The organism is Paracandidimonas soli (assembly GCF_004342005.1).
GTDB lineage: Bacteria > Pseudomonadota > Gammaproteobacteria > Burkholderiales > Burkholderiaceae_B > Paracandidimonas > Paracandidimonas soli.
This window is the reverse complement of the sequence record NZ_SMBX01000006.1, coordinates 1-12,832: the sequence shown is the minus strand read 5'-3', so window position 1 is coordinate 12,832 and position 12,832 is coordinate 1. Positions and strand designations below refer to the sequence as shown.

The 12,832-nt window shown below is 64.9% G+C and carries 9 protein-coding genes and 1 rRNA gene; 1 reads left to right on the top strand and 9 read right to left on the bottom strand.

The window, feature by feature from the left end; translation table 11 throughout:
- Positions 1 to 34: 34 nt before the first annotated feature.
- From EV686_RS12245 to EV686_RS12210, 8 genes are all read right to left on the bottom strand, one after another.
- Positions 35 to 1,435: a YncE family protein gene (locus EV686_RS12245; RefSeq protein ID WP_132477238.1), complete on the bottom strand. Its 1,401-nt coding sequence runs from the start codon at positions 1,433 to 1,435 to the stop codon at positions 35 to 37.
- A gap of 121 nt (positions 1,436 to 1,556) precedes the next feature.
- Complete coding sequence (locus EV686_RS12240; RefSeq protein ID WP_207901764.1) at positions 1,557 to 5,528, bottom strand: non-ribosomal peptide synthetase; 3,972 nt, start codon at positions 5,526 to 5,528, stop codon at positions 1,557 to 1,559.
- 11 nt (positions 5,529 to 5,539) lie between these two features.
- On the bottom strand, positions 5,540 to 5,794 hold the full coding sequence (locus EV686_RS12235; protein ID WP_243650879.1) for a phosphopantetheine-binding protein: 255 nt from the start codon (positions 5,792 to 5,794) through the stop codon (positions 5,540 to 5,542).
- Positions 5,791 to 7,467, bottom strand: coding sequence for a (2,3-dihydroxybenzoyl)adenylate synthase (locus tag EV686_RS12230; protein ID WP_207901762.1), 1,677 nt, complete (start codon positions 7,465 to 7,467; stop codon positions 5,791 to 5,793). The genes EV686_RS12235 and EV686_RS12230 overlap by 4 nt, the downstream gene beginning before the upstream one ends.
- Entirely contained in the window at positions 7,457 to 8,128 is a 672-nt protein-coding gene (locus tag EV686_RS12225) for a 4'-phosphopantetheinyl transferase family protein (RefSeq protein ID WP_132477236.1), read from the bottom strand. Before EV686_RS12225 ends, EV686_RS12230 begins: the two co-directional genes overlap by 11 nt.
- A complete protein-coding gene (locus EV686_RS12220; protein ID WP_132477235.1) occupies positions 8,125 to 9,306 on the bottom strand; it encodes an ABC transporter substrate-binding protein in 1,182 nt (393 codons plus the stop codon). The genes EV686_RS12225 and EV686_RS12220 overlap by 4 nt, the downstream gene beginning before the upstream one ends.
- A 386-nt stretch (positions 9,307 to 9,692) precedes the next feature.
- Positions 9,693 to 10,478 (bottom strand): ABC transporter ATP-binding protein, encoded by a 786-nt coding sequence (locus tag EV686_RS12215; protein ID WP_132477234.1) that lies wholly within the window; start codon positions 10,476 to 10,478, stop codon positions 9,693 to 9,695.
- A 13-nt stretch (positions 10,479 to 10,491) separates the two neighbouring features.
- Positions 10,492 to 11,586 (bottom strand): FecCD family ABC transporter permease, encoded by a 1,095-nt coding sequence (locus tag EV686_RS12210; protein ID WP_377748224.1) that lies wholly within the window; start codon positions 11,584 to 11,586, stop codon positions 10,492 to 10,494.
- Positions 11,587 to 11,713: 127 nt separating this feature from the next.
- Here EV686_RS12210 and EV686_RS12205 point away from each other — a divergent pair, with 127 nt between their 5' ends.
- Positions 11,714 to 12,541, top strand: coding sequence for an alpha/beta hydrolase (locus EV686_RS12205; RefSeq protein ID WP_132477233.1), 828 nt, complete (start codon positions 11,714 to 11,716; stop codon positions 12,539 to 12,541).
- 202 nt (positions 12,542 to 12,743) lie between these two features.
- Here the strand turns inward: EV686_RS12205 and rrf are convergent.
- Positions 12,744 to 12,832: ribosomal RNA gene (gene rrf / locus EV686_RS19125) — 5S ribosomal RNA — on the bottom strand; the annotation flags it as partial.

Below are 12,832 nucleotides of genomic sequence, written 5' to 3'. Positions count from 1 at the left end.
ATGCGCACGACGGAGCGTGCGCACATGCATGCGATTACTTGCGGACTTCGATGCGGGTGATGCGATCGCCCTGGGGATCGTCCTTGCCGCGCGATTTGTTCACGACGTAAACCGCGCCCTTGCCATCCGGCGTGGCATGGTTGGGGAACGTGCCGCCGGGCAGATTGGCCACGATCTTGCCGTCGACATCCACCACCGTCACCGTACCCGCACCGCGGTTGGTGACATAGGCATGGCCGGTCACGGTGTCGAACGCGACGTTCAGCGCACCCGCGCCCACCGCGACGTTGTGCAGCGTCTTGCCGTTTTCCAGATCGACGATCGCCAGATTGTCGCTGCCCTGCGCCGCTACGAACAGGCGCTTGCTTGCCGGATCCACGGCAACGCCGATGGCGCCGCGCACGCCATCGATGGCAAACACTTTTTCGACGGTATCCGTCTTGGTGTCGATGACAGCCGCCTCATTCGTGGAGCCGCTGACGGTATAGAGCTTGCCGCCCTTGGAATCCAGGGCCAGGCTGTACGTGCCGAACTTGGCGCCGCGCTTCAGGGAATCGATCTCGACATCCTTCAGGTGCTCCAGCTTGGCAATATCGAATACGGCAACCTTGTTCTCCATCGGCATCGAGGCATAGGCCTTGCCAGTGGAGGCATCCACCGCGACATCGCGCGCATGGTCGACCAATCCGGAATCGAACTGCTTGACCAGCGACAGGTCGGACTGCTTGTACACGGCCACCGCGCCATCGCGCGTGTTGGTCGTCCAAACATTGCCATTCGCATCGTCCAGGCCGATGCCGTACACGGCCAGGCGGTGTCCGTCGTCACGGCTCTTGGCCAGGGCCATCTCGGCGCTTGCCTCGACTTCCAGCGTGGCTGGGTTCACCTTCAGCAGGCTGGACTCCTTGACGGGGGGCCTGCCGACGGCAGTCGTCACGAACAGGCGATCGTTCTTGCTGCTGTACGCCACCTGGTACAGGCCCTGGACCAGGCGCTTGGAAGTCAGCGTGTACTTGTCCTCGCCCGACAGGGGCACGTCCGGCGAAATTTTCAGGTCCAGGATGACAGCCGCCGACGGGCCGGATGCCTGCACCACCACGGGATGAACGCCCGGCACAGAGTCGGCGGGGACAGCGATCTTGCCGGAGAACTCGCCTTTCTCGTCGACGGCGAAAGGCTGGCCGTCATTCAGCACGACGCCTCCACGGCTCAGTGTCACCTTCTGCCCGGGAATGAAGGCGCGCCCCCTGACCTCGGCTTCGGCGCCCGGCAGCGCTCCCTGGGAAAACACCTGGCCCTGGAAATTCAGGACGGACTGGTCGAAGACGGGAGCAGCGAAGGCCAGCGAGGCTGAGACCGACAGCATGGCAACGGCGCCCGCTGCCTGGCGAAACACGGAACGCCCTGCAGAAATGTATTTTTTCTGGGTTTTCATGGATTCTCCAATTCAAGGAATAAGCGGCGCGCTGCCCGGCAAACCGGAACGGAAGGCGACGGACAGCGGACTACAGGACAATGATGGGCCCGAAGGCGGGAAATGGACATGCATGACCGGCTCACACCTCCTCGGCGGCAACATCCGCCTGCAGCAAATGGGCGTTTAGCACAGGCATGATTTGCGCAAGCGCGGCCAGGCCGGTCAGATGCGCATGCAGCGAAGCCACCGCGTGCTCCTCGATCTCCCTGACGTATGGGGCCCAGTGATGGGCGAACAGGTTCTGCCCCTGGTGATCCAGCGCCGCCCGGAAATACAGGACATCCCCGGCAAACGCGCCGTGGCGGTGCTTGCGCACCATGCGGTTGTTCGCATCCACCGTGCCGATCACGCCATCGAGCTGGGCGTCCGGCAGTTCTCCCAGCGGGTGTCCGCTGCGCCGCAGGAACTCCACCACGCCATCGCGGTTCAATGGGACATCGTTCAGCGCAAGCGGGTCGTATCCGGCGATGTGCAGCAGCGCCTTGTACACGGCGTCCGGCGCAGGCTCGGGCTGCGAACGCCAGCAATCGCTGGGATAAGCGTCCAGCATGGCCAGCACGCCCACCGCGTGCCCGCGACGCTGCAGCTCGACCGCCATGGCATGCGCGATGATGCCGCCGACCGACCAGCCAGCCAGGTGATACGGCCCTTCGGGCTGCAGTTCCAGCAAGCGATCGGCATAATCTTCGGCCATCGCATCCAGCCCGCCGGGCCACGGATTGGCCTCGGATGCGGCATGCAGGCTGCGCGCCTGCAGTCCGTAGACAATACGCCCCGGCTCCAGGCTGCGCGCCAGCGCGCCATAGCACCACGACAGCCCGCCCGCCGGATGGACGCAGAACAGTGCCGGCAGCGATGCATCTCCCTCGCGCAGCTTGACGACAGCGCCGAACCCTCCATCGTTGGCGGAGTCCTGCAAGACCTGCCCCGGCTGCGAGGCCATGGCATCCAGGTGCCGTGCCAGCCTGGCCACCGTCGAGTGCTCGAACACCGCGCCCAGGCTGAGCCCATCCAGCGCGAACGCTTCGCGTATGCGGCTGGCCAGCCTTGCCGCCAGCAAGGAATGCCCGCCAAGCGAGAAGAAATCGTCATCGGCGGAGACCGCCTCACGCAACCCGAGCACCTCGGCGAACAGCGCAGCCAGCTTCTGCTCGGAGCCTTCGGACGGCATGCGCCCCTGGTGCGTCAGGCGCACCGGCGCGGGCAGTGCTTTCCTGTCGAGCTTGCCGTTGGCCGTTACCGGCAATGCCGGCAGCTCGACGAAGGCCGAAGGGGTCATGTAGTCGGGCAGGCGCGCCGCCATGTGATTCCGCAGCACCTCGTGATCCAGCCCTGCTCCCGCGGCCGGCACCACATAAGCCACCACCTGCTGGTCGCCTGGGCGGTCTTCCCGCACCAGCACGGCCAGCCGGCCGACGCCGGGAGCGGCGGCCAGCGCCGCCTCTATCTCGCCGAGTTCGACGCGCTGGCCGCGGATCTTCACTTGATGGTCCGAGCGCCCCATGTACTCCAGCGCTCCGTCGGCGCGCCAGCGGGCGATATCGCCCGTATCGTACATGCGCGCCCCGCCGCCCACGAAAGGATCGGGCACAAAGCGCTGCCGGGTCAGGTCCGGCCGGCCCAGATAGCCGCGCGCCAATTGCCGTCCGGCAATGTACAGGTTGCCCGGAATACCGGCGGGAACAGGCCTGAGATACTTGTCCAGCACATACATGCGGGTATTCCAGACCGGAAAGCCAATGGGCACGGGCTGCGATTGATCCGTCCGCGATGCGGGCCAGTACGTGACGTCCACTGCCGCCTCGGTCGGCCCGTACAGATTGTGCAGCTCCGCATCCAGTATCTGGTGGAAGCGGTCGCGCAATGCGGGCGTCAGTTCTTCGCCACTGCAGAATACGCGCGCGGGCCGTGCATTGGCCGCCGTGGGCTCTTCCAGGAACGCCGCCAGCATCGACGGCACGAAATGCAGCGTCGTGATGCGGCTTTCGCACAGGATGCGCGCCAGCCATGCGGGATCCCTGTGCGCCTCGGGCGGCGCCACGACCAGCGTGGCGCCTGACAGGAACGGCAGGAAGAACTCCCACACGGAAACATCGAATGTCGCCGGCGTTTTCTGCAGAATGCGGTCGCCGGGACCGATGCCGTAATGCCGGCGCATCCACTCCAGGCGATTGACGATGGCATCGTGCTCGATCACCACGCCCTTGGGCGTTCCCGTCGAGCCGGAGGTATACAGCAGATAGGCGGGATCCTCCGGCTGCACGCCGGCATCGGCGAACGGTGCCTGCGACGCCGCCTCGGCCTCCAGGTCCGGCTCGTCCAGGCACAGCACGGTATGGAACTCCGGCAGGCAGCCCAGGGTTTCGCCGACCGCAAGCACGGCGCGAGGCTCGGCCGAAGACAGGATCACGGCCAGGCGCGATGCCGGATTTCCGGTATCCAGCGGCAGATAGGCCGCGCCGGCGCGCTGTATGCCCAGCAAGGCAACGATCAGTTCGACGGAACGGGGAATGGCGACCGCCACGAAATCCCCCCGGCCCACGCCACGGCCCTGCAGCAGCGCCGTCAGCGCATCGACCCGGCGGTCCAGTTCGGCATAGCTCAGCACCTGATTGCCGAACTCCAGCGCCACGGCCTCGGGCCGGGCCTTCATCATCTTGTCGATCAATGCCACCAGCGTGGTGCGCGGCACATCGGCCGCCGTATCGTTGACGGCATGGACCCAATGCTCGTGCTCCTGCGGTGTCAGCGTCGGCACATGGCGCAGGCTGTTGCCGGCCAGCGCCGCCGGCAGGAACGCCTGCAACCGGCGCATGTGCGCAGCCACGTCCTCCTCGCTGTACAGGGCCGGGTTGGCCTCGACGATCAGCAGCAGGCCGTTGCCAGCCGCATCCGCGCGGAACGTGAAAGTCATGTCGTCGACCGGTCCGGCGCACATCACATGCGTGCGCGCCTTCGCTCCGGGAAACACCGATTCGTCGGACAGGAAGGGCAGGATATTGACCAGCGGTCCATGCAGGCGACGATTGCCTCCCAGCAGGCCCAGGTCGCGCCGCAGGCGTTCGCCACGATACCTGCCATGCCGCCTGGCCTTGCGCAGCAGCCTGGCGGACTGGACCAGCACATCGTCCAGCGCCGCCGTTTCATCCACCGGCAGATGCACCGGCATGATATTCATCATCATAGAGGGCGTGCGCGCCGCCGCGCTGCCCATCCTGCCCATATAGGGCACGCCCAGGACGGCACCCTCCTGACCCGTCAGCCGGCCCACATAGGCCGCGCACAACAGCAACAGGATGTCCGGCCAGGATACGCCCGACGACGCCTCCCGCTGCCGCAGCAGCCCGCTGGCCTCGTCCCCCAGGCTGACCGACTGCTGATGGAATTCGTGCGCGGTCAGCGCCACGCCGTCGGACAGGCTGTGCACGGCCTCGATGCCGCTGAACGCCTCCATCCAGTATTCGCGGTCGCGCGCCATGCGCTCTGATTCGGCATAGGCCTGCTCATCGTCCATGAGCAGCCTCAGCGGCGCCAGCGCGCCGTGGCTGTCCTGGCTTCCTTCCAGGATCTGCCGGTAGCGCTGCGCCACCCTGCCGTCGATCAGCGACATGCCGTAGCTGTCGATGGCGATATGATGGATGCGCTGGAACCAGTAATAATGCGCATCGCCGAGCACGTACAGGATTTCCTGCACGCCTAGCCCCTGTTCCAGGCCGGCCGGCTGCGCCAGGTCCGCGCGCATGCGCGCCTGCGCTTCGCCTACGGGATCTTCGCTTGCGCGCAGATCCACGACCTGCAACCGGGGGCAAAGCCGGCTGTCGTACTGCAGATGCGGCACGCTGTCGCGCTCGAACACGCGCACGGCCAGCATTTGCGACTCCGCCATGGTCTCGTCCACGGCCCGGCGGAACGCATCCACATCCAGGCCGCCACGAATCTCGGTGTACTGCCCGGTATTGAACACCGGGTTGACCGGATCCAGCTTTTGCGCGAACCACAGCCCCGCCTGGGCATCCGTCAGGGGCAGCACGCAACCATCTTCCAGACGCATGTCGACTCCGCTCATGCCCCGCGCCGCGCAAGGGCCTGCTGTACCAGTTCCCACCAATAGCCCAGTTCGGGCTTCTGCGCCATTTCGGAAAATTCGACCTCCGCCCCCGCCTCGCGCCACCGCGCGGCCAGCGCCATGGCGCGGATGGAGTCCAGGCCGAACTCGATCAGGCTTTCGTCCAGCGGGACCTCGTCGGGGTCCTCATGCAGGATGCGTGCGACGTCGCGCCGCATGCTGTCCAGGGTGATCGGGCTATCGCTGCTCATTGTTGTTCTCCGTTGGAAGCCGCCTGCAATTGCGCGCTCAGCTTGGCGCGCAGCTCTTTGCGGCTGATCTTCCCGACCGCGGTCTCGCTGAACTGCTCCACGAAAACCACCTGGTCGGGAACCTTGAATTCGGCCAGGCCGCGCGAACGTATCCAGCGCTTGATCTCCATGGCTTTCGGTTTTTCCCCGTTGGGAATGATGAACGCGCAGCTGCGTTCGCCGAGATATTCGTCGGGGATGGATACCACGGCGGCGTCGAACACCTGCGGATGGGCCAGCAGGTGATCCTCGATTTCCTCGGCGGAAATCTTCTCGCCGGCGCGGTTGATATGATCGTTGGCCCTCCCCTGCACCGTCAGGTAGCCTTCGGGCGAACGCCTGACGATGTCGCCGGTGCGGTAGAAGCCGTCCTCGGTGAAGGAACGGGCGTTGGCCGACGGATTGTTGTGGTAGGCGCGAATCGTATAGGGACCGCGCGTCAGCAGGTTGCCCGGCTCGCCTTCCGGTACGGGATTGCCCTGGTCATCCACGACCAGCACCTCGTCGTCGGGGCTGATGGGCCGGCCCTGCGTGTTGATGACGATGTCGTCCGGATCATCGAGGCGCGTGTAGTTGACCAGCCCTTCGGCCATGCCGAACACCTGCTGCAGCTTCACGCCCAGCACGGGTTTGACCCTTCGCGCGATTTCGGGCGTCAGCTTGGCGCCGCCGACCTGTATGACTTCCAGGCTGGAGATATCGTGCGAAGGCTTGCCGGCCGCGGCCTGCAGCCATACCAGCAATAGCGGCGGCACCAGGCCGGTCATGGTAACGCGCTCACGCTCGATGACGGCGAACACATGCTCGGGGCTGGGCGACTGCGACAGCACGACGCGCGCGCCGGCATAGAATGCGCCCAGCGCGCCGGGTGAGCTCATGGGAAAATTGTGCGCGGCCGGCAGCGCCACGAGATAGACGCTGTCCTCGTGCAGTCCGCAGATATTCGCGCTTTCGCGTACGCTGTAGATATAGTCGTCGTGCGTGCGCGGAATCAGCTTGGACAGGCCCGTGCTGCCGCCCGACAGTTGCAGGAACGCGGCATCCGACGGGAGGGTCGGCGCGTGGTCGTCCGGCAGCGGCTGGCCCTTGCCATCGGCCTTCAGATCATCGAGCGCAGTGAAGGCCGGATCGGCCTGTTCGCGAGGCTCTACTGTGATGACATGCTTTACCGCCGGCAGCCGCGACTGCAGCTCGCGCGCCAGGCCATTGAAATCGAAATCGTCGCGGCGGCCCGCCATGATGTAGCCGGCCGCCTGGGAAACGGCGGCCGCATTCTCGACCTCGGTGATGCGGTGCGCCAGCAGGCAATACACCGGCAGGATGCCCGCCCGGAACAGGCCGAACACGACTTCGTAGAATTCGGCGATATTGGGCAGGTGCACGACGACGCGGTCACCTTTCTTCAGCCCGGCGGCCAGCAGGCCGGCGGCAACGGCATCCGCCCTGGCATCCAGTTCGGCATAGGTCCAGCGCGTCTTGTCGTCCACCAGAGCAATGCGGTTCGCATACTTTGCGGCGCGCTCGCGCAGCATGGCGCCGAAGGTTTCGCCGCGCCAGTAGCCGGCTTCGCGATAGCGTTTGGCGAAATCGTCCGGCCATTGCTGGACGACAGGGATCAATGCGTCAGTGCTCATAATGCTCGACTCTCAATTCTTGTATCGGGGCGCCCATCACGCTGACCGCCATGCTGCAGTCAGCCAGCGACGGACTGGCCACCCGGCAATCCTGCCACTCGGCAACGGGATATGGCGGCGGCAAGGGCTGGAATGCGGTGTCCGCATGCGGCACGCAAAAGCGCCGGGGATCGATGCGCAGGCCGTGCCCGGTCATTTTCACGACGGCTTCCTTCGCCGTCCAGATCGCCAGGAATGCCTCGCCTGCATCCCGGGCGCCGGCCACGCGCTCCTGCTCCTGCGCGCAAAAGAACTGCCGCGCCATCGCAACCGGATCGCCATGCATCCGTGTTTCCACATCCACGCCGACAGGATTGTCGGCGACCGCAAGCAGCGCGATATTTCCGCTGTGCGACACATTGAAGTGCCAGGCCCGGCCGCCCTCCTCATCCAGCACGGGCTTGCCACCAGGCAGATGCGAAAGCGGCACATCGGCCGGCCCGCAGCCGAGCTTGCGCCCAAGCGTCCGCCGCAGCACGGCGCGCGTCACGACACGGCTGCGCCGGTCCGCCTCGCGGCGCATACCCGCAAAGGCATTGCGTTCATCCTGCGTCAGGTCGGCCAGGCAGCCATCGGCCACGCCGTCGGAAACATCCGTGCGCAGCAAGGTCAGTTCGATCATTGCGTGGCCGCCTCCGCCGCCTTGTCCGATTGGGAACCACGACCCGGGGACTCGCTGAGCGACACCATGAAGGTGCCCTGCATGGGAATGGGCAGGAACGCATTCAGTTCGTCCAATGTCTGCTGCGCGGACACGTCGTGGAAAAGCTCGGGATCAATCCAGTGCGCCAGCGCCTCGATGAAGACGACGTGCAATGGAGAATCGTTGAAGCCATGCCAGATACCGTGTGCATTGCCGGAACGCACGGCGGCAAGCGCGCCCAGGCCTTGCGAGGCAACCACCTTGCGCAGGCTGTCACGCGCCGTCTGCTCGTCGACTCCCGCGCCGATGGACAGCCCCGAACGCGTGCGCTTGGCGCCGCCCGTGCCCGTGGCCACATAGACGACGGGATTGCGGCTGTTGATGTATTCGAACCCTATTTGACCAGTGGCGTTGCGGATGACGTCCGAGCCGATATTGTGGCCGCCCGCGAACGTGATCATGTCGTTGAAGGTTCCCACGCCCGGCGAGTTGCAGCAGTCGGTGCTGCCGGCATGCGCATGCACGAATACCGGGGGACGCTCCTTGGGACTCGCGTCCAGGCGCGAGCGGATGCGCGCCATGCGTTCGCGGTAGATGGCCAGCACGGACTGGGCCCGCTCTTCGCGACCGAGCGCCTTGCCCAGCAGATCGAGGCTGATCTCGGTATTTTTCAGGGGGTCCATGAAGAAGTCGATGACCGCCACGGGCACGCCCGCGGACTCGAAGGCGCGGATCAGGGGGGAGTCTTCCGGCTTCATGCCCGGACCTATGCCGGCAAACGCGGAAGTCAGCAGCACAAGGTCGGGCCTCAGGCCCAGCGTGCTTTCCACGGAGAAGGTATCGGGCGTATGCCGCCCCACGACGGGGATCCTGGCAATCGCGGGGAATACCTTGCGATACTGCTCGTAGTCGTTCGTGAACGAAGTCTTGAACTCGTCGGACCAGCCTGCCAGGATGGACACGGGATCCGGATGGAGCAGCGCCAGCACCGGGAAGTGCCGCGCCTGCGCCAGCACCACGCGGGTGGCCGGCGCCTTGAGCGTTATCGTGCGGCCGGCGACATCCGTCAGGACGATGGGCTGCCGCGCCGCGCCGGCGATGCCGGCGCACAGGCTCAATACCAGGAAAAACGCGAAATGGATGAATCTGCGTGCCATGAAAAACCATTGCCGCCTAGCGCGGCTGCTCTCGGGCAGCCACGGCGGCAAAACATGCGCGAGTGGCTGCAAACAATGGAAACAACGCTTCAAAGTGCTCACATACGCTGGCTGAATCAAATCGCACGCAATTCACAAATGGGTTGCATTCTCATTTTAACAGGTAACTCGGCCCCGGGCATCTGCTTGTAATCAGGCGAAACAAGCGGAACCCAGGCGCATGCAAGCCGCGAGGCGCGGCGGACAAGCCCCCGGATATGCGGTGAGTCACTCCCGCCTGAAGTCGGGAGCTTCCTCGTCACAATACGGGGGCGCCTGCGGCGCCTGTAAGGGCTGGCCTCGCTTGACCTCGTCGTGAACGATGAGGCTTGCGCTTTGGCGCGTGGTCAGTGCACGGACTGGACCAGGCCGTCCAGCATGATGAGCGGCCTGCCCCGCGAGCAATGCTCCACGCGCGCGCATACGCCGTACACCGACGCCAGCGATTCGGGCGTGATGACGTCCAGCGGCGCCCCGTTAGCTACCAGATTGCCCGAGCGCAGCAGCAGCGTGCGGTCCGTGTGGCGCAAGGCGACATTCAGGTCGTGCAGCACCACGATCGTGATCATCTGATGCTGCTGCGTTTCCTGCCGCAGCAGATCCATGACGTGGAACTGGAAGTTGAGGTCCAGCGCCGACAGCGGCTCGTCCAGCAGCAACAGCCTGGGCCGGCGGATCAGGGCCTGCGCCAGGCCGACGAGCTGGCGCTGCCCGCCCGACAAGTGCCCGAGGGAACGCAATGCCAGGTGCGCGATGCCGATGCGCTCCAGCACCTCATTGACGCGCTCGATCTCGGCCTCGGTGGCGCGGCCGCCCAGGCGCGAGGCATTGGCCGCCACCAGCACCGACTCGAACACGCGCAGATGCGTGGCGGCAGGCAAGGTTTGCGGCAGATAAACGACGTGCTCCGCCCTGGCCTCGAAACTGGCGCGGGTCAGATCGCGGCCATCCAGGACCACGGAGCCTTTGCGCACCGGTATCAGCCCGGCGACCGCCTTGAGCAGCGTCGACTTCCCGCTGCCGTTGGGACCCAGCAGGGCGATCAGTTGCCCCGGATTCAGATCGCTTGCCGACAGATCCTCGATGATGGTCTTGTCGCCATAGGCGACTCTCAGGTGGCTGAGCTGCAGCATGTTCCCATCCCCCCTAGCGCAGTTGGCGGCGGAACACCACCGCAAGGAAGAATGGAATGCCGACCAGCGAAGTCACGATGCCGACTGGGATGATGATGCCGGGCACGATATTCTTGGAAGCGATCGAGGCCAGCGACAGAATGACGCCGCCGACCAGCGCGCTGCCTGGCAGGTAGAAGCGATGGTCTTCGCCGAACAGGCCGCGCGCGATGTGCGGCGCGACCAGGCCGATGAAGCCGATAGTGCCCACGAAGGAAACCGCCAGCGCCGACAGGAAGCTGATGCGCACCAGCGCGCGCAGGCGGACGCGCCTGACATTGACGCCGAAGCTTGCCGCCCTATCCTCGCCCAGCCGGATCGCCGTCAGGCGCCACGAGTCGCGCATGGACATCGGCATGATGATGGCGAACGCCAGCAGCAGGGCGCCGAGCTTGAGCCAGGTCGCGCGCGACAGGCTGCCCATGGTCCAGAACACCAGGCCCTGCAGCGCCTCGGCGCTGGCCACGAACTGCACCAGGGAAACCAGCGCGTTGAAGGAAAACACCAGCGCAATGCCGAACAGCACGACGCCTGAGGCATCCATCTGCCCCCAGCGCGCCACGGCATGCAGCATCATGGCGGACAGCAGGGAGAACAGGAATGCATTGCCCGCCACCATCCACTCCACAGGCAGGCCGGGAATGCCGATGTCCAGCACAATGACCAGGGAGGCGCCGAATGCAGCCGCCGAAGACAGGCCCAGCGTGAACGGACTGGCCAGGGGATTGTTCAGGATGGTCTGCATCTCCGCCCCGGCCAGCCCCAGCGCCATGCCGACGGCCATGGCCATCAGCGCATAGGGCAGACGAATATCCCATACGATGACGCGCGTGGTGGGATCGGCGTCACCGGGATTCAGCAAGGTAGCGAGCAATTCGCGCAGCGGCAGGCCGGAAGGCCCCAGCGTGAAGTCGATCAGGATGGAAACCGCTATGACGGCAAGCAGTCCGAGAATCCACATCCACCTGCGCAGCAGGATGGCGCGATAGGCTTCCGGAGTGAGCACGCTGGCCGAGGTTTGCGCCGCCGGCTGTTCTTTTTCGTGTACGGAGTCGGATTGCTGTTGCAAGAGTGTGTTTCGCAAAAGAACACCCTAGCCGCTCCCGGCATGCAATCAAAAATCACGATTGTCGACAGGATCGGCAGAGCCGAATTATGATGGGCGATTATCTCATGTTTCTGTAAATGATTGCCGTATGCATCTGGAAGACTTCACCCTGCATCCATCCGGTATGGCGCCCTATCGCATCCGGATGTCCGCGCCGCAAGGCACGCCGCCGTCTTCAGGCTGGCCATTAGTCATATTGCTGGGTGCGGAAGGCTTCGACATCGCCATGGCCCAGGTCCGCTATCACGCCGCCTGCCAGCCGCCTGGCTATATCAATGATGCGGTTCTGGTCAGCGTTGATTATCCCGGAGCCAGCCGCCGCCGCCTGGACTACACACCACATGGCAATACGGCACCGGCCAACTCGCCAGCAGACGCAGCCTGCCCGCCCGAGGCAGATCAGGGCGGCGCACCGCAGTTCCTGCATTTTCTGCAAAATATGCTGATTGACGCCATCGAAAGCCGGGCGGTTTTCGACAAAACCCGTGTCACTCTGGCCGGCCATTCCCTGGGCGGGCTGTTCACGCTATATGCGCTGTTCGGCAATACACCGTTGTTCTCGTCCTTTATCGCATCCAGCCCCTCGGTCTGGTGGGGAGAACGCTACCTGCAGCGCACCGCGCTTTCCTATGATCCGCCCGCGGATACGCCCCGACGCGAACTGCTGATCACCGTCGGTGAATACGAGCAGGCCGTCAATCCGCTGGAAGTCCGGCAGCAACGGCCGAATCTGGCCGAGCTGGAGCGCGTGCGTGCGCAACGCGCCATGATAGCCGGCAACCGCGAAGTCGCTCGACTACTGTCCAGCAAGCCCGGTCTCGAGGTCGGCTTCCAGGTACTGCCGGGGCAGTCCCACCGGTCCGCATGGCCGCTGGCGCTGCATTACGGGCTGATGCAGATGCTGCGCAATGCGTAGGATTCCGCTGTGTGAGTCACTCCCGCCTGAAGTCGGGAGCTTCCTCGCCTCAATACGGGGGCGCCTGTAGCGCCTGTTTGGACTGGCCTCGCTTTCTCAGAGCGCATGCCACGCGTTTTTGCGTAATGGGTTTTATGTTTTCTTGTCGGTAAAAAGCAAACACCCCCGCAAGAGAGATCTTGCGGGGGTGTTTAGGATAAGAGCCTGACGATGACCTACTTTCACAGACGTCCGTCCACTATCATCGGCGCGAAGGCGTTTCACTGTCCTGTTCGGGATGGGAAGGAGTGG

Bases quoted from the DNA above. Each gene is read 5' to 3' on its own strand.
- EV686_RS12240 (WP_207901764.1), bottom strand. From the start codon at position 5,528: ATGCGTCTGGAAGATGGTTGCGTGCTGCCCCTGACGGATGCCCAGGCG.
- EV686_RS12205 (WP_132477233.1), top strand. From the start codon at position 11,714: ATGCATCTGGAAGACTTCACCCTGCATCCATCCGGTATGGCGCCCTAT.
- EV686_RS12245 (WP_132477238.1), bottom strand. From the start codon at position 1,435: ATGAAAACCCAGAAAAAATACATTTCTGCAGGGCGTTCCGTGTTTCGC.
- EV686_RS12220 (WP_132477235.1), bottom strand. From the start codon at position 9,306: ATGGCACGCAGATTCATCCATTTCGCGTTTTTCCTGGTATTGAGCCTG.
- EV686_RS12215 (WP_132477234.1), bottom strand. From the start codon at position 10,478: ATGCTGCAGCTCAGCCACCTGAGAGTCGCCTATGGCGACAAGACCATC.
- EV686_RS12225 (WP_132477236.1), bottom strand. From the start codon at position 8,128: ATGATCGAACTGACCTTGCTGCGCACGGATGTTTCCGACGGCGTGGCC.
- EV686_RS12230 (WP_207901762.1), bottom strand. From the start codon at position 7,467: ATGAGCACTGACGCATTGATCCCTGTCGTCCAGCAATGGCCGGACGAT.
- EV686_RS12235 (WP_243650879.1), bottom strand. From the start codon at position 5,794: ATGAGCAGCGATAGCCCGATCACCCTGGACAGCATGCGGCGCGACGTC.